The sequence below is a fragment of the Leptodesmis sp. genome, assembly GCF_052746595.1.
The window spans coordinates 17686-42711 of record NZ_JBRAGO010000030.1 but is presented as its reverse complement, the minus strand read 5'-3'; the positions used below and the strand labels follow the sequence as shown (position 1 = coordinate 42711).

Sequence of the window (25026 nt, the reverse complement as noted above, 5' to 3'; positions counted from 1 at the left end):
AACCCCTCAATAGTTAAACCAATGTTTCGATCTTCCTGAATCCCCCTTAAAAAGGGGGACTTCAGGTATTCTGGTTCGCTTCCCTCCTTTTTAAGGAGGGTTAGGGAGGATCCAATCCCAGAGCATATTTCCTGCATCTTAATATTCATTTACAAACAGGTTCTTAGACAAGATTGCCCTCTGTCATTTGTCCCTGGTCATTTATCAGCAAATGAAGGACGAATGACCTAAGACGAGTGGCTCATCTATCCCGTCACAATTCGTTTAATTTGGTTTAGTCGTTCTGGTTTGTAGGGAGCATAGCGCCAACCCAGATCGAACCAGGCCGATCGCTTCAGAATGCTCTTTTGGTGAGAAAAGGTATCAAAACTCGCCTTACCGTGATAGCTGCCCATGCCACTATCCCCCACTCCACCAAAGGGCAATCCCCAGACTCCAACCTGCATAATGGTGTCGTTCAGGCACACTCCTCCAGAAGAGGTAGACTGCAAAATCTGCTGCTGTTTTTGGGAATCCCGGCTAAAGAAGTAGAGGGCTAACGGTTTGGGACGTTCGTTGATGCGGGCGATCGCCTCATCTAAGCTGTCATAGGTTAGGACGGGCAGAATTGGGCCAAAAATTTCCTCCTGCATGATTGGGTCTTGCCAGCTCACGTCATCCAGGATTGTGGGTGCAATATACCGACTGGTTTCATCGACTTGCCCACCGAGAATACAAGTTCCATTGTTCAAGAAAGTTGTGAGGCGGGAGAAATGGCGCTGGTTAATAATCCGGCCATAATCTGGACTGGTGGCCGGGTTTTCTCCATAAAACTCTTGCACTGCTTGTTTAATGTGATTCAGCAGTGGGGATTTAATCTCGCGATCGACCAGCAGGTAGTCCGGGGCGATGCAGGTCTGTCCAGTGTTGATAAATTTTCCCCAGGCGATCCGTTTTGCGGTCTGTTCCAGGTTGGTATCGGCATCCACAATGCAAGGGCTTTTTCCACCTAGTTCCAACGTTACTGGAGTTAGGTGTTTGGCAGCCGCTTCCATGACCACTTTGCCGATCGCCGTTCCTCCAGTGAAAAAGATGTGATCAAACTTTTCGGCCAGCAATGCCTGACTGACAGCCGCATCGCCTTCCACAACAGCCACATAGCTGAGATCAAAAGTGGAGCGAATTAACTCCGCGATCACGGTGGATGTTTGAGGAGCGTGTTCTGAGGGTTTCAAAATGGCGCAGTTGCCAGCAGCAATCGCACCCACCAACGGAGAAATCATCAATTGAAAGGGGTAGTTCCAGGGGCCAATAATCAGCACCACTCCCAATGGTTCAGGCTGAATCCAGGCGGAGGCCGGAAACTGCTCGATCGAGGTAGCAACGCGGCGAGGTTTAACCCAGGACTTCAGTTGCTTCAGCGCCAGGTTAATTTCCCCTAAAGTGCCAATTTCAAAGTAGCCTTCAAAGGCAGGACGGCCCAGATCTGACTTCACGGCTTGTAGAATGGCATCCTGGCGATCAATAATAGCCTGCTTTAACCGTTGCAGTTGTGCTAACCGAAAGTTCAAGTCTTTCGTTTGTCCGGTGCTGAAAAACGATCGCTGCTGTTGAAGCAGGGTGGAAATTGGGGTTTCTGTCGCTTGAGCAATCATCGTTGGTTTTGTGAAACTCAATTGAAGTCACTCTAACGCATTGCCGGAAACCTGCGCTCCTACCGTTGTGACGACCAGAATAGCTGTCAAAAGCTGCTCTAGCCCTAGAATAGAGTTATGAAGCATGTATTAATTGGTTTAGTTAAAGTCTATCGGACGTTTATTTCGCCCCTATATCTGCCGACCTGTCGGTTTCAGCCGACCTGTTCGCAGTATGCGATCGAAGCTATTGATCAGCACGGCGTATTAAAAGGAAGCTGGTTAGCTGCCTGCCGAATTTGCCGTTGTCATCCCTTTCATCCCGGTGGCTACGATCCCGTTCCTCCAGTGTGTAATTCCCCAGAAGAGAAAGGCTGATACCCGGTCAATCAATAGAGAGATATTGCTGTCAATCCGATCGATTCTTTCGCCCCTAGCCCACTAAATCAGGAAAGACCTGTTGCACGGCGGGGTGAATCAGGTGGTTATTTTGGACATTCAATCCTTTGGCCAAAACTGGATCCTTGTCCAGTGCGGCTAGCCCAAAATTAGCCAGTTTCAGAACGTAGGGCAAAGTACTATTATTAAGTGCCTGAGTGGCAGTCCAGGGGACGGCTCCCGGCATATTTGGCACTCCATAGTGAACCACACCTTGCTCTAAATAGGTGGGATGGGAGTGAGAGGTGGGCCGTACCGTTTCAATGCATCCTCCCTGATCCACAGCCACATCAACGATTACCGATCCGGTGCGCATCTGCTTCACCAACTCACGAGAAACTAACACAGGAGCTTTTTGGGCTAACACCAACACTGCTCCCACCAGCAGATCAGCTTCTGGGACAGTGGCTTCTATTTGCGCTGTGCTGCTATATAACAATTCCACACGAGAACCAAAAATGGATTCTAAATAGGATAGGCGATCGACACTGATGTCCAGAATCGTAACCTGAGCACCCATGCCCACAGCGATCCGGGCAGCCTCGGTGCCGACCACACCTCCCCCCAAAATCACTACTTTTCCGGATTTGACTCCAGGAATGCCGCCCAGCAAAACTCCCCGTCCACCTTGCTGCCGCTCCAGGTAACGGGCACCAAATTGCACAGAAAGCCGTCCGGCAATCACGCTCATGGGAGCCAGCAAAGGCAGGCGCTTATCGGGTAGTTCCACGGTTTCATAGGCGATCGCGATCGCGCCAGAGTTCAGCAGGTGTTCAGTTAGGCGGCGATCGGCGGCCAGATGGAGATAGGTAAACAACATCTGTCCCTTCTGCAAAAACTCATACTCTGGTTCCAGTGGCTCTTTTACCTTGACGACTAAATCCCGGTTCCAGGCCGCTTTGGCTTCCGTGACGATCGTTGCTCCAGCCTGAATATAGTCTTCATCTGAGAAACCTGCCCCTGAACCAGCATGGGCTTCTACAAAAACTGCATGGCCATGGTCAGTCAATGCCCGAACACTACTGGGACTCAAGCCGACTCGGAATTCCTGATCCTTTGTTTCCTTGGGGACACCAATTTCCATCTGAACCTCACAATGATAAATCCGAGGAGAGTAGCAGGGAGGTTACTAAACCGACCCTAGAGAGGCAGGATGGATCCCTAACTGATTGCAGTAGCATCACTAAAGTTCCCGCCCCCTATGCTTCTAGCTTAAGCTGCTTCCTTTAAAGCCGTTGTGACGGGATTAGCCAGAAAAGCAAAAATACTGTAAGCCTCACCGATGGAAAGCCTGCCGAACAGCAAATAGCCAAACTGATAACGCTCAAGTCTATATCTCTCAAAAGGGTGTAAGGTTTAATGTGAAGAGTTATGAATTTCAAAGTGTGAAGAGCAGAGGAAAAGTTGTTTCCTCCCTTCCCCAAAAGCTACTCTTCCACCCTGATTGGTTTCTACCGCTTTGCTATGTATAATATTTCTGACCCTCCTTACTTCTTATTCATTGCTGGCTTTCTGGCAAGTCTTACGTCTGGTGCCGCTTTTGAGGCTGTCTTAAAACAATCCGTTCAGAATTGGGCTAAAAGCCGTTCTACCCGTAGTCTGGCAACTTTACAAGGTATTCAACTGCTACTCCCCTTTCTAGGAATTGCAGGGGGTATGTGTATATTTTTGTCTTCTGGCATGGCTATTTTTGGCTTTCCTGCTCAACTGGCCTATGTCATCTCAATCCCACTCACCGCTTTCATTGGCCTGCTAGTCTGGTCGCAATTGGGTAAGATTCTGGTCGAATTAGAACGGGGGGGCTCTAAAGCACTGGATCTGGATTCCCTTTTCTAGTTAAGCACTTTGAAGTATGAGTTACGAATTGCCTGTTTTGGTTGACCACGCAAAAATGCTCAATTCAAGCAGGCATTTTTTAAGAAACAAGCTTATTTTCAAAAAATAGTCCTGCTTCGGTACATACAGCGGTCAGGGGGCAATCCCAGGAATCGCGAGGAAGCTTAGGCAGCCGGGCAGACTCAAATACGATCCCGATCGCTACCTTGGTAGACCAGCTAGGAGTACTGAGCAGGCGATCGAAAAAACCACCCCCGTAGCCCAATCGATATCCCTGATGGTCACAGGCGATCGCGGGCACCAAGAGGAGATCTACCGCCTCCGGTGCGATCTGTGGAGCCTCTGGATCAGGTTCCAGGATACCATAAGGCCCTATTTGCAAGGGAAAGATACCATCAGGCAACCAGTGATGCCAGTACAGTTCTTTGCCTACACAGCGAGATATGCCCCAGGTTTTAGGATGGGCAAACAGGGAGCCCAAGTCTGGCTCCTGGCGAACACTAAAGTAGGCCAAAATCGTTTGGGCTGACCTGAACCAAGAGGAATTTTGCAAGTGGTGACAAAGTTGCAAGCTCTTCTGCTGCCATTCTTCTGGGGCGATCGCTTGTCGTTTCTGCAACAGTGCTTTTCGCAGTTCTGCTTTATTCATTGAAAGCCCAACACTACATTCAACGCCTTCTGAATAGCTATCCAATAGTTTTCTTCAATTGCTCCAATTCGTTCTCAAATGCGCCGATGATTCAGCGGCCCGAATTTGTCCAACATCCATGTAGCGATCGCGTTCCAAACTTTTTTAGCTATTCGCTTCGCAATAAGCCCTCTATTCCATCTTACAAACTCTCATCTTACCCAGCCATCCTACCTTCAGACAGTTCTAAGTTTACAGAGTGTTTTAGAGGCTGTTACAAACTTGACAAATGGTGTACAGTTTTTGACCAACTGTTTATTCTGATTGCTGGTCTATGACTATGATGCGCTCGCCCATCCTCCTAACTCCGCCAACTATTGTTCATACCCCTGCTCAACAATTACTGATCCCGCCCTTTGAGCGCTCCCGGTTTACGATGCTGTTTGTGCTGGCAACCGGCTTGGGATGGTTTCTGATCAGCCTGGTGTTGCATGCCGTTCCCAATCTGCTAGGGTTGCAGCACCAGGGCTTACTGGCAATTTTTGTGACGGGTCTGGTGTCTGGACTGATGGTAAGTGCCTGCCAGTGGCTGGTGTTGCGGCGTTATCTGCCCGATTGGTTGTGGATTCTCGCCTCTACAACGGGATATATTCTGCTCACTCTGACGCTGGAATCCTGGTGGGGGCGGTTCGCCCAGGTACTGAGTCAACCAACAGTGATGGAGTGGGCCAATAAGCTGCCTGCCGCAACCGTGCCGATCGCCTCTGCGCTACTGCGATCGCTATTAGCGGCGGTGAGCGCCCTCTGGTTGGGACTAACGCAATGGTTATGCTTGCGCTACTACACCCGCTCTAATCTCTGGTGGATTGGCATTCCCCCGCTGGCGGTTCTTCTGTCTGCGGCTCTGACAACCTTGAATGTCTGGCTACCGACTTCCCCCCTCCATCTGACCCTGGACACTAACGTTTTGGGGGCAGGGATTTTAGGCATTACTCAGGCCATTGGCTTCTGCGCCTTGTATAAGCAAGCCCGACCCGAACGGTTAAAAGTTCCGGCGTGCCCTGTCGCTCAAGCGCCCGAAATGCTGGATTATGCCCAGGTGAAAAGCCTGAAGAAGCAGCTCCAGCGTCAGTTAAATCGGGCATGGACGAGTGAGCATTTGAATGAAGAAGTGCTGATGTACCGGGTGGGCGTAACCGAGAGTGGGGCGATCGTCGGTTACACCCCGATTAATCCTCCAGCCATAGAACAGGTTAACCAAACGCCTCTCCCCAGCCTGACGGTTCCCGAAGCTTATTCTATGCATGGAAAACAACCGTCTGTTGCCCGGTTCGAGGTTTATTTCCTGCCGTCTGGTCGCTTACGAATTCAGTCCTGGCGCTCCAGTCCCCTACTTTGGGTGGCGGCAGAAATGCTGATGTTTGTACTGGTGGGAAGCGCGATCGCGGCCCATTTGGGCACTGCTTTGCTAACTTAGAATACTCAAAACTTAAAATTCAAAACTTGCCAATCAGGCTCATACCAGGGAAGCGATCGAAACTTGCGATAATAGAAGGCTGCATACCCATCTAAGACAGTAAAATCAATGGACATCGTAGAGTTCTTTCAACTGAGTAACGGTAAGTGGTTTTCTCAACGCAGTAATCTAGCCGCCAAAGCTTCATCCGGAGGTCGGTCAGATTTATATATTGAAGCCTTGAGCGCCACTGACCCAGCCGTTATCCGGTTGTGTGAACAAAGCAACGTTGATCCCTCCCAGGCACTGTGTGGCGTTCGGATTCGCTGGGATGGCTCAATGGAGTTGGAACAAAAAAAATATTCCGGCTCTACTGTCATGGTTCCAGTTTCCAGTTCCAGCCAGGCAAAAGAGGGAACCCTACTACGAGATAGTGGCTCTACTGAGGTGGCCGTCGCCAGCCGCTACATTATGGGAACCGATGATGCCTTGACTCTGATCACCAAGTCAGAAAGTCTCTATGCCGAGGAGCGAGTCTGGTTTGCCAGTCCCAATTTAAGATTGCGAACTCGCATCTTACGGCAACCTAATGGTGTAAATATTGCTTCCTTCTGTTCCGAGATTCGCATGGGCGTGACGAAACCAGCAGAAAATTAAGTTGCAGAGAAAATAAATAAGTATCAGTTAGCTATACTACGCTCTAAAATTTAATTTCCTGACACAATTTCACCCCAATTCCTGGTAAGTTTTATTCGGTAAAACATAACTGTTGGGTATGGCCCCTGCAGTTGTTGGTGTAAGAGGAGGGCGTGTTGTGAAACGGTTTAACTCCGTTGCTACATCAGCGTGGGTCAGATTGGGTGTGTCTACTGGTGGACTGGCTCTGGCAGCATTGGGAGCAGGATTAAAGCCAGCTTTTGCTCAGACATATTTACCGTCCCTTAGTGTTCCTATTACTTTTCAAACCAGTGCTCCAGGACGCTGTGCCAATGTGGGAGACTGGTACACCACTAACGGGAATGCTCGGGCCACACCAGGAGGATCTCAGAGGAACCTGGCAACGGACTTATGCTTGCCGACCGATCCTCTTGCAAACCGGACGACAAACCCGGCCCCCAACCGCCTGCACCGCTATGTGATGGTTGTTACTCAAGAAGATTTAGCGACAGCGGGGGGATCTATCATCGTCACGGTTCAAGATGCGGGAACGGGCGGCTCTTTTGATGAGGTTGATGGCATTGTCTTCCCCTTTAGTGCTGGGCCTGATGACCCCGTGTATGACCCAACCCGCTTTCGGTTGCTGGATCCAAATGGTGCGGTTATTGACTCCCAGACCCTGACCCCGCAAACAAACCCTGCCGATATTGGTCGCACAATTCAATTTCCGCCCGTTACCCAACCGGGGACGTACATCATTACCAGTGAAACAGGAGAATATGCGATCGCGGGCTACACTGGCCCTTTTAACCTAACCCTCAATAACGACGACAATGGCTTTCGGATTGTCGCGAGCGGAGTCCAGAACCTTTTGCTCGGTCAATTTCAGGGTACCTTTCAAAACAATCAGACTCTTGCTGCTCAAACCTTTAACTTCTACTTCCTGGTTGGTCCTGGAACTAGCAATCTCCTCATCCGTAACTTCGACATGGATAGTAGTAATGCTGCCGTTAATCCTGGTAGGGAAAACAACATCATTACCTACAGCAGTCCCACAGTGACTGGAATTCCTGGTACGGTTTCTGGTAACGCCGTCTGGAATGGCGTCAGTAGTACGCTAAACACAGGTGGGGACGTGCAGCCAGTGGTTGGTCTGGCCAATGCCGGACGTTGGGGCATTCGATTGAATGGCTACGGTAGTAGTTTCACTAATCAGTCCCTGTTGGAGGTGAATAGTGGCACTCAACCCAATCCTGGGCAGCAGTTACCCCTTTTGGTTAGCCCTCCTACTCGCGCCGGGAACTTTATCATTACGCCACCCTCAGACCAGACAACCCAAATTGGACAAACCGTTTGTCACCCATTCTCAGTTACCAACCTTTTCTTCACCACTGATATTATTAACCTCTCAACCACTGGCACGGATCCCAATTACACGGTCGAATTCCGCGATGCAGATGGAACCACTGTCCTCACCGATACCGATGGAGACGGGGCTGTGGATACGGGCATCCTCGCGGCTTTTGGAGGCACCCGGAATCTGAACCTGTGTGTGACGCCCAGACCGGGTGCCCCTCCCATAGATAACACCACGATCGTTGGTATTTCCTTTATGGATCAGCGGATTCGCCAACAGGCTGTAAGCGAGGGAATTCCAGAAGCCGACGCCACTCCCCAGCCGCGAACGGTGCTGAAAATCACGCGAATTGGGGAAGGGGGTGGTACAGGTGCGGCTAATCTGCTGCTGGTCAAACGGATTACCAATATCACTCGTGGTGGTACGACGCTGCCAGGAGTGAACTTTGAAGAGGTGATCAACGATCCAGCAGCCGCTAATGATGATGATTCCGGTTGGGCACAAATTCCCCTGGCTGGAATTATTACGCTGCCCATCACAAATCCGGTACAGAGTGGCGATGAGGTTACTTATACAGTCTATTTTCTGTCTAACGGTACGACTCCAGCCTTGGATGTCAGTATTTGCGACCTGATTCCTGGTGGTACCACGTTTATTCCCGATAGCCTGCAGTTGAAGAATGGCAATGCTGATCCAGTTCCGGTGGGCACCTTCTTTACCCCTCTGGCTCCCTTACCGAATAACAACTCCTGCCTCATTCAGACAAATCCCAATGGAGCCGCGATCGTCAACTTAGGCACGGTTTCTAATACTGCAGGCAGTAACTTCGGGTTTATTCGCTTCCGGGTACGAGTAAATTAAACCATTGCTGGCTAGTAACCAGTTGCTGCCAGATCTAGATTGCAGCGATAGGAAATTCGCTGAACCTGGGTTTTCCAGTTGCCACCAGGATATAGGTTTACCAACCTATATCCTGGTGGCTGCTTATCTAGAGTGAAATCAGCAGTATTGGGTTTGAACTGAACACAGGTTGAGGGTGTACCCAGGTAGGTTACTCCATTCCGGTAATGGCTGAACTCCTGATGGATATGTCCAAACAGGATAAGCCTGATCTGTGAATGGCGATCGCATACCTCTAAAAATTCCTGAGCATTGGTCAACCCAATTCCATCCATCCACTGAGAACCAATCTGGAGCGGGGGATGGTGCAAAGCAATTAAGGTAGGTGTTTCAGGTGCATGACTCAACTCCTGCTCTAACCAATCCAGGCTTTCAGGAGAAACAGCGCCATGCACACATTCCGGCACTGAGGAATCCAGTAAAATCAGTTGCCAACCACCGAGGCGCAAAGATTTTTCGGGCACAAATGGCACACCTGTTAGGATCGCTTGCATCGTCGTCGGACAATCATGATTTCCCGGTATGCAGTAAACTGGAATGCCCAAAGGTTGAAGCAGCATCGCCAATCGTTTGTAAGACTTGACCGTCCCATCCTGAGACAAATCTCCTGTAAGCATGAACAAATCTGGCCGTTGTTCTAAAGTCATCACTTGCTCTAGAACAGCCTGAAACGTTTCATTTGTTTGCAAACCCAAAAGACTGGTTTCAGCGCTTGCAAATAAGTGAGTATCTGTGATTTGAGCAATAAGCAAAGAGGAATTTGAACTCATAGCGATCGCACAAAGGTTTTAATTGAAAAGGTTGGTGAGCAAGACAAAATAGGCTAAAAGGAGCAGTAGTTGGGCATGCCTCCCTTATCCAGAGTAATATTTAGAGACCCGAAGAACCTGCGATTTACTACAAATTTACAGGTGATATTCATCACATCAAAACCTCTTGCTGCTGAATTTTCTCCCTAACTCGCTTATGTATCAGGAACCCGTTATTGCAGTCCATGGTGTAAACCACTACTTTGGGCATGGCCGTTTGCGCAAACAGATTCTATTTAACGTGACTACTGAAATTCAACCGGGCGAAATTGTGATTATGATGGGGCCTTCTGGTTCAGGTAAAACCACTCTCCTAACTCTGATTGGTGCCCTGCGATCGACCCAGGAAGGCAGCATGAAAGTCATCGGACAGGAACTGCGAGGTGCGCCTCAGTCTCGGCTCGTGAATTTACGACGCAACATTGGTTACATTTTTCAGGCCCATAATTTGCTGAATTCCTTAACCGCTTGCCAGAATGTGCAAATGTCCGTGGAACTGCACGAGCATTTATCGCCCAGGCAGCGCCGACGCAGAGCAGAAGATATGCTGGCAGCCGTAGGACTGGGAGAATTTGTCGATTATTACCCCTACGAATTATCGGGTGGGCAGAAGCAACGGGTGGCGATCGCCCGTGCCCTGGTCAGTTACCCAAAAGTAGTGCTGGCTGACGAACCAACCGCGGCCCTGGATAAACAATCCGGACGGGATGTGGTGGATATCATGCAACGGTTAGCGAAACAACAGGGATCCGCTATTTTGCTGGTGACTCACGACAATCGGATTTTGGACGTGGCCGATCGCATTCTCTATATGGAAGACGGCCATTTATCCACACTGGAGACAGCCCCAGTTTGAGGGTTTTATCTGGGCATGGTTAACCGTCTTTCAGGATCGGTGTACCGCCAAAAAGTAGGGTTGTTACAACAAAACGGCGGGTTTTCTGCACCCGATCTCCGCTGGGGAATTTGTGATGATGAATTTGCAAGCGGAGGAGCAACCCCATGAAAAAAAGTTTTCTGGCAAAGACATTTTCTCCCTGGATGCTTAACTGGTATCGCAACTCAATTCGCCATCCTAAATATCGCTGGTGGCTAATTACTGGTACGCTGGTTTATCTGTTGAACCCCTTTGATTTATTGCCTGATACATTACCCCTGGCAGGCTGGATTGATGATGGTTTGATTACAACCGTATTGGTAGCGGAAGTTGCTCAAGCGATGGGCGATCGCCTCAAGAATCAGAGAAGTAACCGTTCTGCTGGAATTTCAAAATCTGATTCCACAGTTGTTGATGTGGACTCTATTTCCTTGAGCTAGTACAAGCACCCGGTGAAGGTGTGCAGCGACTGTCTATCCAGTTTCCATTCTTTCTCGTCACGCTTCGCCGTTACGATTAGCCCCTTATAGTTGAAGGTTTCGATATTTTACAAGGAGAATCACTCATGTCTGAAGTTGTGAAAGAAAGAATTGCGGCTGACCTGAAAAAAGCTAAAGAAGAAGGTAGTTTGCGTTCAGAAAGAATTCGGGAAATCATTAAAGAAGCAGTAGCTGAGGCCGTATCCGAAATTAAGCAAGGATCGAGTGAAGTTCGCACGATCGCAAGAGATGCAATTTCTGCGGTGATGGAACTGCTGAAAGATAAGGGCAACGAAACAAAAGCCGAAGTCCTTGCCTCCATTGAAGGCGTGATTGATGGCATTAAGGCTTCTCGACAGGATACGATCGCCCAGGCCCAGGCGCAGGTCGAGCATCTGCAGGCGGATTTGGATACTCAGACCCAAGCGCTGGATGCAGAAGTGAATAGTGCCCTGGTGGAAATTGAAACCACTGCCAAGGAATCTACTTCAGCCTCTCCGGATCTCAAATCTCTGTTTACCTCTGCCGTAGAAGCGATTCTGGAAAGCAAGCAATTTGCCATTCTCAAAGATCAGTACGTGAAGCTGCAATCGCAACTACTGCTGCTGGATGAGCGGTTAGCAGAACGCTATGGCGATCGCTATGAGCAAGTGAAGCAACAACTTGAGAAATATCTAGCACACGCCAAAGACTGGTACGAAAAGACGAAGGAAGAGGTAAAAGCCGGAGTGCCCGATCCCGTACAACGGATGCAGGTTGAAATCGGAGTCAAAATGGCAGAAGCTGGAGCCGCAGCAGCCCGGAAAGAGCAAGCAGCGAAAGAGCGCCTGAAAGACCTGTTACATAAGGAAACTCAAACCAAGATTTCCGATGCCCATTAATTTGGCACTGGTCTTCTAAATAGAGAAAGCGGGGACGAACGGCCATTCGCCCCTACATGGCTTAGATTCCGATATCACACCCGTACTGGCAATGAGATTTTGCGATCGTGCCATCAAGACAGAGGACTTCCTGATAACACGCAGCTTCTCAGATCTCACTAACTAGAGAACCACTACCCTGAGTTAAGAAGAAGGATTGAAATGCCAGGAACCGGACTTGAACCGGTGACACGAGGATTTTCAGTCCTCTGCTCTACCAACTGAGCTATCCCGGCGGGGACGTAATTTTTAACGCCTAAACAACTTAGCAAACAACTGTAACCCTTTGCAAGTGATTTTTTGAGATTGTCAGCAATCCGGCGCCTATTTCTGTGAGATGGAATTCTGAGGTTTCTCAGGATAGGAACGGTGCGGCAGAATAAGGATCGGAGGTAGATGCTGATTTCCGATTCTCTCACACTGATCAGCTAATTCATGGACTGGCAAGAGTTATACGGTAACTGGTTGTTAATTCCAGATCGTCCCAAAGCGATCATTCACTTTCTGGGGGGAGCTTTTGTTGCTACGGCTCCTCAAGTGACCTATCGACGGTTGCTGGAACGGTTAGCTACAGAAGGGTATGGGGTAGTTGCAACGCCCTTTGTCAATACCTTTGACCATACAGCGATCGCGCAAACCGTTTACCGCAACTTCAACCGCGCCCTGGAAACCCTATTTGAAACGAAACTGCGGCGGCGTTACCTCCCCGTTTATGGAGTGGGGCACAGTATGGGCTGTAAGCTGCATCTGCTGATTGGCAGTCTATTTGAGGTAGAGCGGGCAGGAAATATTCTGATTTCCTACAACAACTATGCGGCACGGGACGCGGTGCCTCTGGTGGAGCAGGTGTCTTCCGTGTTTTCGCAACTCTCTTCTCTGTTTGCAGAATCTACCCCAGCATTTTCAGTGGAATTTACTCCGTCTCCTAGCGAGACCACGCGCCTGATTGCCAAAAAATATCAGGTACGACGCAATCTCCTGGTGCGGTTCACCAACGACACGATCGACCAGACGGCAGGATTATCCGATGTTCTACAAACCCGCTTTCCAGGTATGATTACCATGCAAACCTTAGCCGGCACTCACCTGACTCCGCTTGGCCCGGATGTGAAATTGCAGGCTGGTAGTGTGTTTACTCCCTGGGATGCGATCGCCCAGTGGATGCGGCAGGAACTGTACCGTGAACTGCACCAACTTGAACGAATCATGCTGTTGTGGCTCAATCCCCTAGAACCTCTTAGATAGAGCAACGCTGTTCAACCTGAAAGATTGGGAATTTGGGCGAAAGTGACGCTCGAAGGTGATTAGGTTTACACCCGTGTGAGGGAGAATCTTCCCCCCCAAAGCCTGTGAAGGATGGACAATTTATTGGAGTGAACACAAGCTTGATCATTTCAAGTCACACTTTTTTGTTCCTGTATCGTCAGTACAGAACAGGGGGCGTGATGCAGGACATAATTGCTGACACTGCCACCAATCCATTCACGAATCCCAGTGCGGCCCCGTCGTCCAACGACGATCAAATGAGCCTGCCAGGTTTTTGCGAGTTCACAAATGGCCTGACCAGGATTGCCCAGAGCTTGATTGATTTGGACATCCACCCCCGCCGCGATCGCGCGATCGGCCATCGCCTGCAAAAACTCTAATCCTCGGTCTCCCGCCTGTTGCCATTCCTGCATACGCAGGGTGAACGCTTCGGCACTGGCTCCGGGATAGGTACTTTCATAGGGGAAGACAGGATTTGGCAACTGTTCTTCAAAAGGATGTTGCACATGCACCAGTAATAGGCGGCTGCCACCCAACTTTGCCAGCGATAAAGCTTTCGCAAAAACCTGCTGACTGACTTCCGACTCATCCACTGCTACCAGAATTTTTTCAAACATAAAGATCTTCTCTGCAACCATGTCTTTATGTTTACTGTATTACGGCACCTCGCCCCATCATTTCTCAAACTGAGGAAGGACTCACCGGAAACCTGAGGACAGATAGTTCGGTTCTCCGGTCATACTGAAGAATCATCCAAATAGATGACCCATGAAGAGATGGTTGAGGGATGTGAAACCGTCCTGAATCTTAGAGACTGAACTGTATAGAGTTAATGGGGCTAGGAGGTTACTCAAAAATGGCTCATGTTTCTGCTATAGATATCCGTTCTGCCATCAATATTGGCCAGATTATGAGATAGGTGATTGTCTCTGGAAAAATCACTCGTGCTGATGAGTTGGTTTTCTTGCGGGCAATGGTCGCGGAGGATCCTCTCACTCCTGAAGATTTGACAACCTTGCGACAAATTATGCAGCGTCTGGACATGGGGCTGATTAAGGTTGTTGAGTAGGTATAGCGTGCGGTCTACGGGAAGTTTCATGCGAAACCTCCACTGCAAGACAGGATGGAGTTTGGAAAACGCTCCTGCAGTGCGGGGAAGACAGGGCAGGGTTTGCGATCGTCCACGTTCTCCGGTTTGTTCCAGGTAAAGGGAGCTTTGGCGGCGGCGGACATCCACAACAGACGCTTAGCGCGGGTCATGGCGACATAGAGTAGGCGAAATTCTTCGGCAGTTTTCAAGTTTTGGGCACGCTCCCAGGCCGTTAAGGCATCGGGAAAGGTAGGTTGCTGGTGCAGATGGGCACGAATCTGGGCACGGGCCACCTCTGCCAGGGTAAAGTCTCCCAAAAATTGAGCAGCGAGGGGAATGCGCTGAGTACCGGGAATCACGTTTTCGTGCAGAAAGGGCAGGAAGACGTAATCCCAGTCTAGTCCTTTGGCTTTGTGCATGGTAATGATGGTGAGTCGTCCGGGCTGGGTGTAGCGATCGTCGTTGTTTTCCGTGTCGATCGCCTCAAAGCGCTCCGAAGTGACGATTTCCTGCAACACTCCCAGCAGCGCAGGCAGGGTATCGTCATGGCCGGTTTGTTGGGCTATGCGATCGCACAGTTTATCTGCCGTGGCTAATTCACTCTGGTCATAGCCCAGGGCATAGGCACAGAAGGAAATCAGTTGATAGGCAGGCAGTTCCAACCGGGCACGTAACAGACTAGTACAAAAATAGCGGGTCTGCAAAACGAGTTCTGTTTGAGGCGGATCCAGGGGGCCAGGATAAAGGAACTGTTCGGGAAAAGACACTAACGCATTCAGATCCTGAGTCGGAATCAGTTTACGCTCCATTAAGGTCGTCAAAGCGGCTTTCAGGTAATCGGGAGAGTGGGGACGATCGCAGAACTGCAACAGGGTCAGCATTTCTGCTGGAACATGAGATTGGCGTTCCTGCTGCCCTACTTCATAGATAGAGAGCGCTTCCCCGTACCAGCGTCGCAATTCCCTGGCTACAAACCGTCCCTGTTCATTGGTGCGTACCAGCACTGCTCCAGAGTGGTGAGGGTTTTTCTTGAACAGTTGAATTGCCCGCTGTCCAATCAGTTCAACGGTTTGATAGGTATCCGTCGGCGTGACCAATTCCAAGCCGTGGCTCTCTGGAGCGGGATTCGGTTGTGGATCGTTCGCACTGACGGGTTGAATCTGTTGCACCTCAAACGGGATTTCACTCTTTGCCAGCCTGGACTCATTCACCCACTGCAACAAGAAGTTCGCGGCTTGAATAATGGGTGGGGCACTGCGGCCTGCCTGGGTCATGGTGGCTAATCGCTGCTGGCGATCGCACTGACTGCAAAATTCCCGAAAGAAAATGGGATCGGCAGGAGTAAAGGTCGAGTTAATCGCCTGATTAGAATCCCCCACCCGCACCAGATTGGCTAGTGCTGGATTGTCTGGCTCCGTGGGATCCGCTGCCAGAATTTGCAACAGTCGGGTTTGTAAGGGACTGGAATCCTGAGCTTCATCTTCAAAGACAGCGAATATTTGTGTTTGCCAGTACTGCCTCACCGTCGGATCCTGCAACACCCGTAGCGCCGCCAGAATCATTTCGTCGTAATCCATCCAATTACGCCGCCGCAGTTGTTCCTGGTAGATCTGATACAAACCAGCAGCGACTGCCAGCACCAGATAGTCATCGCTCATTTCCTGCCCCAGGCGCTGTAAATCGTCTGGCATTAATCCGGAGCTTTTGGCCTCTCGAATTACTGTAGTTGCCAGTTCCGGCAGTACCTCCGTTCGCAATACGGATTGTCGGCGTAAGCGTTCGGTTTCTTCTCCATCAAACTGCCGCCCTTCCAGCAATCGCTGATACAGTCGGGGATTTGCCGCAATCCACTGCTCCACACAGGTACGGATCAGGCGATGATTTTGTGTGACCGTCACCAGAACGCTATCGGGATTCAGTTCGGTGAGTTCCAGATGAGTACGAGCGATCGCCCAAGCCAGCCCATGCAACGTATATACCTGAAAACCCTGCTGCGGTAAGCCCAAATCTTTCAAATAGCCGCGAATTTTCGCCTTAATATTGGCCGCTGCCGATCGCGTAAAGGTCACAACAATCAACTGCCGACGGGCATTCAGTTGCTGACGGGCGATCGCGATCGCCGCCGCTACGGCCATCCCGGTGGACTTTCCCGCTCCTGGAACCGCTGCCACTGCTAGCGGCCCCCCTGTCCAATCGGCGAGTTCTCGTTGTCCAGGCCGCAGGGAAGCCCGGAGATCATCAATGGAGAGGGCAGGGGAGGTAGTTTGCATAGAGAGTGAAGAGTTAGAGTAAGGAATAAGAATATTGAGATTCTTATTCTTTAGCCTCAGTTCTAAACGAAGTTGTCATTAGCCGTGAGTTGTTATTGCCATGAATTCATTAGAGCGGTTTCGAGGATGCCTGCTGGGTCTGGCTACAGGAGATGCAGTCGGGACAACAGTTGAGTTTCAACCTCGTGGCACATTTTTACCTATAACAGACATGGTAGGTGGGGGGCCATTTAATCTTCAACCCGGTCAGTGGACAGACGATACCTCAATGGCGTTGTGTCTGGCGACTAGTTTAGTTGAGGTGGGCGAGTTTGATGCTGCTGATCAAATGAATCGCTACTGCGCCTGGTATGAGTCTGGGTATCTCAGCAGTACAGGCAAATGTTTTGATATTGGCAATACCGTGAGTCAGGCTCTCCATCAATACAAAGTTTCCGGCAATCCATTTAGCGGCTCTACAAATCCCCGATCGGCTGGAAATGGTTGCTTAATGAGACTGGCACCAATTCCCATGTTTTACTTTCCAGACCGGGAGCGCATTTTACATTTTTCTGGAGAAAGTTCTCGGACAACACATGGAGCTGCAGAATGTATTGATGCCAGTCGTTTGTTCGGAGATATTCTGTTTCGAGCACTCTCAGGAGCCAGTAAAACGGAGATTCTCGTGGGCAGTGACTTGGGGGCTATTGAATCGTCCTCTATTCGGGCGATCGCTAGGGGCAACTATCAACAGAAGCCCGTTCATCAGATTCGTGGAACTGGCTATGTGGTAGAAAGTCTGGAAGCAGCACTCTGGTGTTTCTGGACGACAGAAACCTATGAGGAAGCCATTCTTGCGGCTACTAACCTGGGAGATGATGCAGACACAACCGCCGCTATCTGCGGTCAGGTGGCCGGTGCCTACTACGGTGAATCCGGGATACCCGATCATTGGTTGAGCAAACTGACCATGCGGCAGGAGATCACGGAACTGGCCGATCGGCTTCATGTTGCTTTATCGAATGCTGCCCCTCTATAACTCCTCCCACAAATCTAACGGTAAGTGGCCGAACATCTCATTTACGTCGCCCTCGTAGGCAGACTGGCAGGAAACTAGAACGCCGCGATGGTGCCCAAGATAGCTATCCAGATAGCACAGTTGGCTTTTGGGATTGAATTTGAGATAGACTGGCCCATCTACATAGACGGTTGGTACAGGCTTTTCTGGATAGTCCAATGCTTGTAAGTAAGCATGCAGGGCCGCGATCGCCTGAGCTGCCGTTTCGGCACAGATACCAAAGATTTGATAATCTGAATGTTCACGCACCAGGAGCAACGCCTCTCGCACGGATACAGGATCTGGCCGGGGTTCCTGGCTCAACAGATCAAGACAGGTGAACTGCCGCAGGAGTTTTTGCGCAGCTTCCAGGGTGAGAGCAGTGGAGTTAGAGGTCATGGCATAGAGTCTACGATGGGTTGATTGCAAATGGAAGAGTTTATTGAGAAAGATATGCAGGTGAGCCTTTTTAGTGTATGTTAGATAGTAGGATTATTGAGTCCTATTCTCAATTATCTGCCAGATTTATATCAACAGTGTGCCAAGTATGTGTCAAGCAGTTTCGAGATCAGGACGGTGAATGGACTAAATCAAAGTTTGAAATTTTGAGTTATGGGAATCAATTGGCTCGGGGCATCCTGAAAACAACTCCTCCCCCTGTATCTCCTATCTATAGCAATCATTCTCATCTGATTTATCCATGCAACCCTCCTGTACACCTTCCTTAACCGTCCCTATATTGACAATTGCTCGCTGCGATCGCTGGTTAGCCTGCCAGCGGCTCCAGGATCTCTCTATTCCCTGTCACTGTACTGAAGATGGCTGTCTACAGGTTGAAGTGACTCATCCCACCGCGATCGCTCAGGTTAGAAGTGTGATCCAGCAACTCACAGCTTCCCGAACAGTGCTGGTAGACTGGCTGGAGCAATGCTGGCACCAACCCGCAGCCTCTGATTTTCACTAAAGAGAGCTGAGAAAGCGATTACCTCTGTAGGGGCGTAGCATTCGGCAGCTCAGATCTAAACCCATTGCGAAAATCTTTGCCCGAATGCTCAGTCCTTACGGTGTGCGGGGATAAACCCTTCTGGAAATGGCCTAAAAAATCCAATTTTGATTTGAAGCCCTGGAACTATGAGCAAAAAATATCAGCAGATTTCTCCGTTTATCCTGGAAGGCCGTTTCTTGGGCTTCGAGATTGAAGATGGGTTTAAGATTAAGCGATTAAACCTGGCCACAGCAGAGGGTGCATATTGCATTAAGTTGGCTAAAGAAGCTAGGGCCTCGGTCAGGGGAGTATTGACTCCGGAAGATTGGCTGACCATTACAGGCGAGAAGCGGATCAATCTGAAAACAGATGAGGTCAAATACAAAGCTTACCTGATTCAACAAACATCTCCAGCCCAGGGAGTCGCTGCCTCTGTGTCAGTTCCAGCGACTCCGGCCAAAGCTAAACCTCAAGCCACCATTCTCGTTTGCCAGAAGTCAGATTGTATGAAGCGGGGCGGCAAGGCGGTTTGTCAAGCACTGCAGGCAGAGTTACACGATCGCGGGTTGCATGATCAGGTGTCAATCAAAATGACGGGTTGCATGAAGCAGTGCAAGGAAGCCCCCAATTTAGTGGTCATGCCTGGAAAGACTTGCTACAGCCGAATTCAAGCCGCAGATGTTTCGGCTCTCCTCGATCAACATTTTCCTCAGCCAACTAGTTCACCCCCTTCCCCTGAGTTAACGCCTATTGGTTGAAAGAGTTCCGCGATCGGGTAGGGGTATCGGTGTTGTAATCGATCTCTGATTCTCAGTCTCTAGAAGTGGGAGTAGAATCAGTCTATCGACTTGCCGGATTATGGTTGCGATCGCCTGCTTATGGACACAGACCAAAAACTGGATAGACTTGACCAGAAACTAGAAATTCTGACTGATCAGGTTGGCCGACTCACTGAAGGTCTGGTGGAATTCAGGCTTGATCTGAGAGAGATGAAAGAAGTCATGCGCCAGCAGAGTGAGGTGCTGCAGCGCCAATCTGAAACATTAGATCGCCAATCTGAAAAGATGGATCGACAGTCTGAAATGATGAGGCAGAATCATGAAGCATTTATGGCTGAAATGAAACAAATCAGGGAAGTTTCTCAGCAGCAGGCAGATACGACGGCTCGATTAGTCAAAATCGTAGATCAGTTGCTGTCTAAGGAGTAATGCCTGGACAGAGATATTACGTTGCTTTAGCTTCCAGGGCTTCCAGTCGGCTCCTCAACTCTTGATTTTCCTGTTTCAGTTGATCCAGTTCTTCCCGCAATTGCTTGACGGCTTTATCCGAACCGACATTTTTCTGCACTTGCTGCACCGCTTCCTCTGCAATCCGGCGTACTCGACCATCCGGAGTTTGCTCGGCGAGAGAGTTCAAGATGGCGATCGCTTTGGGCGTTTCCATCTGCCGCAGCGCATTAACCACCGCCACCTGAGTCAGAAAAAAGCTTTCCCGCGAGAGTTCTTTCAAACGGTCAAGAATGCGCTCCAGGTTGAGATTGGCTTGTCCGGTAGAAATCGCTCCCAAAGCCCGAATTGCACTCAAACGCAGAGATTGAGGAACGCCCAGTTCGGTATAGTCCAGAATTAAATCTAGTGCGGCTTCGGAAGTCTTCATCTGGCTGAGGGCCGCGATCGCACCCGCCCGCACCACTTCATTCCAGCCCTGCCGTTCCTTCAACACCGATTTCAGTAGCTTGAGAGTTTTTTCTTCTTTATCACTGACCAGACTAGAACCTGCCAGTGTGCCCAGTGCCCGAATTGCCGCCGCTTCTGTGTAATAACTGGGGTCGCCTTTTTCCGCCAGTGGTTTCACAGCTTTATAACTCTCTACCGTTTTGATGTCCGCCAGAGCTTCTACCGCTGCCCGCCGGACTCTAGCATCTTCATCCTGAAGACCAGCCACTACTCCCTTGAAGGCTTGATCCAGTTTGATGCTGGCTAACTGTTTGATGATTTCCACCCGGACTCCCCAAAACGCTTCCTGCTGAAACGCTTCAGTCAAAGCTTTCACCGCCTCCAATCCACCTTTTTTCGCCAGTGCTTCGGCAGCGCAAATGCGAGACAGCGGATCCGGATCATGACGTAACTGGGCTTTGAGTTCGGGAATGGGATACTCCAGCACTACGGTCTTTAGAGTATGGTTGCCGACATCGAAGCTGATGAAGTCGGGTTTTTGTTCCAACGGAAGATAGAAGGACTGTTCCCGATCGCACACTCGAACAGAGACAATTTTGTCACCTCCTGATCCCCCCACATACCCAAAGCCGATCGGAATTTTCAAATCAAACAACTCATTGCGACTGTCCTTATCCTTGGCTTGAGTTTGGGTGACGGTGAGTTTAGCCAGGTTGCTGTCGCCGTCCCAGGAGTAGGTAACTTTGTAGTCGGGATGGCCGCCGCGAAACACGTACTGGTCGAACAGGAAAAGCAGATTGCGTCCCGTGGCTTTTTCGATCGCCCGCAACAGGTCAACCGTTTCAACCGTACGGTGGGCATTGTCGTTCACAAAGGTCGCGATCGCTTTCCAGAACAGTTCTTCGCCCAGTTCGGCCCGGATCATGTGATAGACACAGGCTCCCTTTTCGTACAGGTGGCGATCGTAGAGTTCGATCGCTTCCCGATAGACATGGGTGACGATCGGGCGACGATAACGGGAGGTATCTTCATCCAAATAATTCCGCGCTTCCCCCAGACGGTAGTAAGCGGCTTCCTCGGCACCGTACTCTTGCTCGATCCACATCACTTCTGAGTAGGAGGCCATGCCTTCCTTAATCCAGGCGTGCGACCAGTGTTTGATCACCACCAAATCGCCGAACCATTGATGGGCCAGTTCATGAGCGACAAGAGCTTCTGTCGTGCGATTGTCGATCGCGGCGCGGGCATCAATCAAGCAGCGATCGGTGAGCAGCGTAGTGGACGTATTTTCCATTCCTCCGAAAATAAAATCATCCACACACACCTGAGCATATTTGGGAAAGGGATAGGGATAGCCAAACTTCTGGCTGAAGAACTCGATCATGCGAGGTGTTTTGCCCATGCTCAACCGTGCTTCTTCCTCTTTTCCCTTTTCCACGTAATAAGTTACAGGTTTGCCCTGCCACTCATCCCTCAATTCGGCAAAGTCGCCAACCGCCAGGGTCATTAAGTAGGTGGGATGTACGTCTTGCTGCCGCCAGTGATAAACCTTTGCGTCCTTGAGTTCTTCGGTGCCCACCAGTTCTCCATTGGAGATGGCGATCAGGTTTTTCGGCACCTGGACGCGAATTTCCGATGTGGCTAACTGACCGGGATAGTCAAAACAGGGAAACCAGAAACGGGAATCCTCATCTTCGCCCTGTGTCCAGACCTGAGTAGGTTTGTTGGGGTAGTGCTTGGTAGGGGCGATGAAATACAGCCCTCGTTGGGGATGAGCGACGCGGTAGGCGATCGCCAGCGTGATCACCTTCCCCGCTTCCGTAGGTTGCTGTAACTGAATGTGCAGTTGCTCCCCGTCATAATCAAATGCTTGACTGACTTCATCCACCGTGACTGTATCAATCGTCAGATTGACCGCATCCAGGGTCAGGCGATCAATACCGCTGCGAACGGGATTTAACCGAATGGCACAGGTGCCCTGATAACGTTGCTGGGGAATATCCAGCACCAGATTGAGAAAGATATGCTCCACTTGACCCGGTCGATCGGGGTTGTAGTGGGGTTTCGCGCCAGGTAGCTCAAAGGATTTGTGACCGTTATTGTCAGGCTGGAAGTAGTTGTACTGGGGCATCGTACTTATTTCCCTAATCCGCATTGATAATTTTAGGGACTCTGAAGAACTCGCCGTCTCGATCGGGAGCATTGTCCAAAATGGCTTCCCGATTCGGATCCGGAACTAATGTATCTGAGCGCACAACATTACTGACATCGATCGCGCGAAAGGTCGGAGGCACATTCGAGACATCCAGTTCATTCAGTTGTTCAAAATAGTCCAGGATGTTGCTCAATTGAGTAGCAAATTGTTCCTCTTCCGCTTCCGATAGCGCTAAACGAGCTAGCAGAGCAACTTTACGAACTTGTTCACGGTCAATCATACAGACAAGGAGATAGATTAGCAGGATATTCTTAGCCAAGGTTTTAGCCTGCGTAGGATGGGTTAGTGCAGCATAACGCATCATCTTCGGAAATTTCAGACATTGTGCGTTACAGCGATCGTCTGACATATCCTACAGCTTCACCGCAAGCGACCGTACAAGGTTATCGCATTGGTCAACCATTCACATCACAGATAACAAAGGACAAAGAACTGATGACTCTTAAAAATAAACATCCATCTGAGATCGCCCGGTCGTCTTCAACCAGTTCTGAGCTTCGATGTAGCCATTGGGATTTAACCGGATTGCCTGTCTCCAGTATTCGGCGGCGCGATCGAAATGCTCTTCTGCTTCCTCATCATTACCTGCTTCCTGGGCACGCTCTCCCTTGTAGTGGCAGATGACGGCAATATTATTCAGCGCTTGAGGGAGACGGGGATTCAGGTCGATCGCCTGATGGTAGTAATCCAATGCTTTTTCATGTTCTCCGTTGCTGGCATGAATCAGACCAATGTTGTAGAGAACATAGCTGCGATCGTAGGGATCTTCCTCTAATTTGAGGGCTTCGTAATAGTTCTCCAGGGCTTCAGCGTATTCTCCATCTGCCTGGGCCGCCATCCCATCTCGATAATACGCAAATGCCTCCTTCTCTTTCTTGGTGGCAGGCAATATCTTGAGGATGATATCGGCCATGACCGTAAAGCTCTTGTCGATAAAGTTATCGTTGCGTTGAGTTCTAGGCATAAGCGGTAGTAGGGTAACGGTGATCGTCAGACTGGGCGCGATCGCGAAACGTCTTCTAGTTTAGCGTCCTCCTGAGTCAGCAAGATAGTTTTAGTCTGAAGAAGCTTTCCTATTTCCCCTATCTCCCTTCCTATACTGGATATAGTCAACAAACGGAATGTCTGCGAGGAACCGATGACGCCAGATCCACGAATTATGAAGGCGGTTGAGCGTCTGAACTACCGGGTTACGGTAGGTGACGTGGCAGCCCAGACAGGTTTAGATGTCAATCTGGCCCAACAGGGATTGCTGGTGCTTGCGTCGGAAGCGGGGGGACACCTGCAAGTTGCAGAATCCGGTGAGATTGCGTATCAATTCCCCAAAAACTTTCGAGCCATATTACAAAACAAATATTTCCGCCTGCAACTGAAGGAATGGTGGGAGAAGATCTGGCGCATCCTGTTTTACCTGATCCGAATTTCCTTCGGGATTGTGCTGGTGATCTCTATTGTGCTGATCTTTGTGACGATTTTCATCGTTATGATCGCGGCCAGTTCCTCTCAAGATAACGATGGCAATTTAGGGGGAGGATCCTCGGATAGTGGAGGTGGATTTTTCTACTTTCCCGATTTCTGGTGGATTTTTTATCCGGACTACAGCGATCGCCATTACGAGTCCCGTTCCGCCCGGTCTGCGGATAAACCCTCCATAAACTTTCTAGAAGCTGTGTTCTCCTTCCTGTTTGGCGATGGAAATCCCAATGCCGATTTAGAGGAACGACGCTGGCGCACGATCGGCACCGTGATTCGTAATAATCGGGGTGCTGTGATTGCAGAACAAATTGCACCCTATTTAGATGATCTGGGCCAGGGCTACGCCAGAGAGTATGAAGAATATATGCTGCCTGTACTTGCCCGCTTTAATGGCCGACCCGAAGTCAGTCCAGAAGGGGGATTGGTCTACCACTTTCCTGATCTGCAAACGACGGCTGTTCAAGAGCGACTGCAGCCCATCGCCGCTTATTTGAAAGAGCTTCCCTGGCGATTCAGTCGGGCCACCTCTGGACAGGTGATGCTGTCGATTGGATTAGGTGGGCTGAATTTGGTGGGAGCACTGGTATTGGGCCGGATGCTGGCTGATGGTGCGGCGGCATCGATCGGAGGGTTGGTGGCTTTTGTCCAGTCGATTTACTGGATCCTGCTAGCCTATGGTGCGGGATTTCTGATCATTCCGCTAGTGCGCTACTTCTGGATTCAGAGCCGCAACCGCTGCATTGCAAATCGCAACGAACAACGCCAGGAACGAGCGATCGCCTTGAACGAAGCTTCTCCCGCAATTCGGGAAAAGCTGGCCTATGTCAAGCAATTTGCCGCAGAAACCTTTATTGATCACAAAGATCTGGTTTACACCACCGAGAAAGACCTGTTAGAGCAGGAGGTTGAGCAGGCTGACAAAATTAATGCCGAGTGGCAACACCGCTTGGAAGAAGGCAATTGAGATTTTGGATTTTGGATTTGTGATTTTGGATTGGGCACGAATGGACGGTAGATAGCTTAGATTCTGAATTAAGCTCTG

25 protein-coding genes and 1 tRNA gene are annotated in these 25026 nt (G+C 49.9%); 15 read left to right on the top strand and 11 right to left on the bottom strand.

The window, feature by feature from the left end:
* Nucleotides 1–245: 245 nt before the first annotated feature.
* Nucleotides 246–1655, bottom strand: a complete 1410-nt coding sequence (locus ACUVQO_RS08905; RefSeq protein WP_445925535.1) for an aldehyde dehydrogenase — start codon at nt 1653–1655, stop codon at nt 246–248.
* Nucleotides 1656–1751: 96 nt separating this feature from the next.
* Here ACUVQO_RS08905 and yidD point away from each other — a divergent pair, with 96 nt between their 5' ends.
* Complete coding sequence (yidD, locus tag ACUVQO_RS08900) at nt 1752–1991, top strand: membrane protein insertion efficiency factor YidD (protein WP_445925534.1); 240 nt, start codon at nt 1752–1754, stop codon at nt 1989–1991.
* A 55-nt stretch (nt 1992–2046) separates the two neighbouring features.
* Here the strand turns inward: yidD and ald are convergent, their stop codons facing one another.
* Nucleotides 2047–3135, bottom strand: a complete 1089-nt coding sequence (ald, locus tag ACUVQO_RS08895) for an alanine dehydrogenase (protein ID WP_445925533.1) — start codon at nt 3133–3135, stop codon at nt 2047–2049.
* A gap of 320 nt (nt 3136–3455) precedes the next feature.
* On the opposite strand from ald, the gene ACUVQO_RS08890 reads away from it, so the two are divergent.
* Nucleotides 3456–3887 (top strand): hypothetical protein, encoded by a 432-nt coding sequence (locus ACUVQO_RS08890; RefSeq protein ID WP_445925532.1) that lies wholly within the window; start codon nt 3456–3458, stop codon nt 3885–3887.
* Nucleotides 3888–3966: 79 nt separating this feature from the next.
* Here the strand turns inward: ACUVQO_RS08890 and ACUVQO_RS08885 are convergent, their stop codons facing one another.
* A complete protein-coding gene (locus ACUVQO_RS08885) occupies nt 3967–4536 on the bottom strand; it encodes a 5-formyltetrahydrofolate cyclo-ligase (RefSeq protein ID WP_445925531.1) in 570 nt (189 codons plus the stop codon).
* Between the two features lie 313 nt (nt 4537–4849).
* On the opposite strand from ACUVQO_RS08885, the gene ACUVQO_RS08880 reads away from it, so the two are divergent.
* The 3 genes from ACUVQO_RS08880 (at nt 4850) to ACUVQO_RS08870 (ending at nt 8846) form a co-directional block, all read left to right on the top strand.
* Nucleotides 4850–5992: a hypothetical protein gene (locus ACUVQO_RS08880; RefSeq protein WP_445925530.1), complete on the top strand. Its 1143-nt coding sequence runs from the start codon at nt 4850–4852 to the stop codon at nt 5990–5992.
* A 108-nt stretch (nt 5993–6100) separates the two neighbouring features.
* A complete protein-coding gene (locus tag ACUVQO_RS08875; protein ID WP_445925529.1) occupies nt 6101–6628 on the top strand; it encodes a phycobiliprotein lyase in 528 nt (175 codons plus the stop codon).
* Nucleotides 6629–6785: 157 nt separating this feature from the next.
* Nucleotides 6786–8846: a DUF11 domain-containing protein gene (locus ACUVQO_RS08870; RefSeq protein WP_445925528.1), complete on the top strand. Its 2061-nt coding sequence runs from the start codon at nt 6786–6788 to the stop codon at nt 8844–8846.
* 11 nt (nt 8847–8857) lie between these two features.
* Here ACUVQO_RS08870 and cpdA read toward each other — a convergent pair whose 3' ends face one another.
* Nucleotides 8858–9655, bottom strand: coding sequence for a 3',5'-cyclic-AMP phosphodiesterase (gene cpdA / locus ACUVQO_RS08865; protein WP_445925527.1), 798 nt, complete (start codon nt 9653–9655; stop codon nt 8858–8860).
* Nucleotides 9656–9851: 196 nt separating this feature from the next.
* Between cpdA and ACUVQO_RS08860 the strand changes: the two genes are divergently transcribed.
* The 3 genes from ACUVQO_RS08860 to ACUVQO_RS08850 all read left to right on the top strand — a co-directional run bounded on the left by ACUVQO_RS08860 (nt 9852) and on the right by ACUVQO_RS08850 (nt 11931).
* Nucleotides 9852–10550: a DevA family ABC transporter ATP-binding protein gene (locus ACUVQO_RS08860; RefSeq protein WP_445925526.1), complete on the top strand. Its 699-nt coding sequence runs from the start codon at nt 9852–9854 to the stop codon at nt 10548–10550.
* A gap of 146 nt (nt 10551–10696) precedes the next feature.
* Nucleotides 10697–11011 (top strand): YkvA family protein, encoded by a 315-nt coding sequence (locus ACUVQO_RS08855; RefSeq protein ID WP_445925525.1) that lies wholly within the window; start codon nt 10697–10699, stop codon nt 11009–11011.
* A gap of 125 nt (nt 11012–11136) precedes the next feature.
* Entirely contained in the window at nt 11137–11931 is a 795-nt protein-coding gene (locus ACUVQO_RS08850; RefSeq protein WP_445925524.1) for a hypothetical protein, read from the top strand.
* A 202-nt stretch (nt 11932–12133) separates the two neighbouring features.
* On the opposite strand, the gene ACUVQO_RS08845 is transcribed toward ACUVQO_RS08850, so the two are convergent.
* A tRNA-Phe gene (locus tag ACUVQO_RS08845) sits at nt 12134–12206 on the bottom strand.
* 199 nt (nt 12207–12405) lie between these two features.
* Between ACUVQO_RS08845 and ACUVQO_RS08840 the strand changes: the two genes are divergently transcribed.
* Nucleotides 12406–13215 (top strand): DUF1350 family protein, encoded by an 810-nt coding sequence (locus ACUVQO_RS08840; protein ID WP_445925523.1) that lies wholly within the window; start codon nt 12406–12408, stop codon nt 13213–13215.
* Nucleotides 13216–13364: 149 nt separating this feature from the next.
* Here the strand turns inward: ACUVQO_RS08840 and ACUVQO_RS08835 are convergent, their stop codons facing one another.
* Nucleotides 13365–13853, bottom strand: coding sequence for a universal stress protein (locus tag ACUVQO_RS08835; RefSeq protein WP_445925522.1), 489 nt, complete (start codon nt 13851–13853; stop codon nt 13365–13367).
* A 302-nt stretch (nt 13854–14155) separates the two neighbouring features.
* Here ACUVQO_RS08835 and ACUVQO_RS08830 point away from each other — a divergent pair, with 302 nt between their 5' ends.
* The gene (locus ACUVQO_RS08830; RefSeq protein ID WP_445925521.1) at nt 14156–14305 is read left to right on the top strand and encodes a hypothetical protein; all 150 of its coding nucleotides are present in this window, start codon (nt 14156–14158) and stop codon (nt 14303–14305) included.
* Between the two features lie 26 nt (nt 14306–14331).
* On the opposite strand, the gene ACUVQO_RS08825 is transcribed toward ACUVQO_RS08830, so the two are convergent.
* Nucleotides 14332–16596, bottom strand: a complete 2265-nt coding sequence (locus ACUVQO_RS08825; protein ID WP_445925520.1) for an ATP-dependent helicase — start codon at nt 16594–16596, stop codon at nt 14332–14334.
* A 100-nt stretch (nt 16597–16696) separates the two neighbouring features.
* Here ACUVQO_RS08825 and ACUVQO_RS08820 point away from each other — a divergent pair, with 100 nt between their 5' ends.
* Nucleotides 16697–17614 (top strand): ADP-ribosylglycohydrolase family protein, encoded by a 918-nt coding sequence (locus ACUVQO_RS08820; RefSeq protein ID WP_445925519.1) that lies wholly within the window; start codon nt 16697–16699, stop codon nt 17612–17614.
* On the opposite strand, the gene ACUVQO_RS08815 is transcribed toward ACUVQO_RS08820, so the two are convergent.
* Nucleotides 17609–18031 (bottom strand): DUF1824 family protein, encoded by a 423-nt coding sequence (locus ACUVQO_RS08815; protein WP_445925518.1) that lies wholly within the window; start codon nt 18029–18031, stop codon nt 17609–17611. The two genes, ACUVQO_RS08820 and ACUVQO_RS08815, sit on opposite strands and share 6 nt — an antisense overlap.
* A 301-nt stretch (nt 18032–18332) precedes the next feature.
* On the opposite strand from ACUVQO_RS08815, the gene ACUVQO_RS08810 reads away from it, so the two are divergent.
* The 3 genes from ACUVQO_RS08810 (at nt 18333) to ACUVQO_RS08800 (ending at nt 19825) form a co-directional block, all read left to right on the top strand.
* On the top strand, nt 18333–18596 hold the full coding sequence (locus tag ACUVQO_RS08810; protein ID WP_445925517.1) for an Asr1405/Asl0597 family protein: 264 nt from the start codon (nt 18333–18335) through the stop codon (nt 18594–18596).
* A 167-nt stretch (nt 18597–18763) separates the two neighbouring features.
* Nucleotides 18764–19375 (top strand): (2Fe-2S) ferredoxin domain-containing protein, encoded by a 612-nt coding sequence (locus ACUVQO_RS08805; protein WP_445925516.1) that lies wholly within the window; start codon nt 18764–18766, stop codon nt 19373–19375.
* Nucleotides 19376–19465: 90 nt separating this feature from the next.
* Nucleotides 19466–19825: a hypothetical protein gene (locus tag ACUVQO_RS08800; protein ID WP_445925515.1), complete on the top strand. Its 360-nt coding sequence runs from the start codon at nt 19466–19468 to the stop codon at nt 19823–19825.
* A gap of 16 nt (nt 19826–19841) precedes the next feature.
* Here ACUVQO_RS08800 and ACUVQO_RS08795 read toward each other — a convergent pair whose 3' ends face one another.
* The 3 genes from ACUVQO_RS08795 to ACUVQO_RS08785 all read right to left on the bottom strand — a co-directional run bounded on the left by ACUVQO_RS08795 (nt 19842) and on the right by ACUVQO_RS08785 (nt 23472).
* Entirely contained in the window at nt 19842–22424 is a 2583-nt protein-coding gene (locus ACUVQO_RS08795) for a M1 family aminopeptidase (protein ID WP_445925514.1), read from the bottom strand.
* 13 nt (nt 22425–22437) lie between these two features.
* Nucleotides 22438–22728, bottom strand: a complete 291-nt coding sequence (gene gatC, locus ACUVQO_RS08790; protein WP_445925513.1) for an Asp-tRNA(Asn)/Glu-tRNA(Gln) amidotransferase subunit GatC — start codon at nt 22726–22728, stop codon at nt 22438–22440.
* A gap of 222 nt (nt 22729–22950) precedes the next feature.
* A complete protein-coding gene (locus tag ACUVQO_RS08785; RefSeq protein WP_233747105.1) occupies nt 22951–23472 on the bottom strand; it encodes a photosystem I assembly protein Ycf3 in 522 nt (173 codons plus the stop codon).
* Between the two features lie 174 nt (nt 23473–23646).
* Here ACUVQO_RS08785 and ACUVQO_RS08780 point away from each other — a divergent pair, with 174 nt between their 5' ends.
* Nucleotides 23647–24948: a hypothetical protein gene (locus ACUVQO_RS08780; RefSeq protein ID WP_445925512.1), complete on the top strand. Its 1302-nt coding sequence runs from the start codon at nt 23647–23649 to the stop codon at nt 24946–24948.
* The last annotated feature ends 78 nt before the right edge of the window (nt 24949–25026 follow it).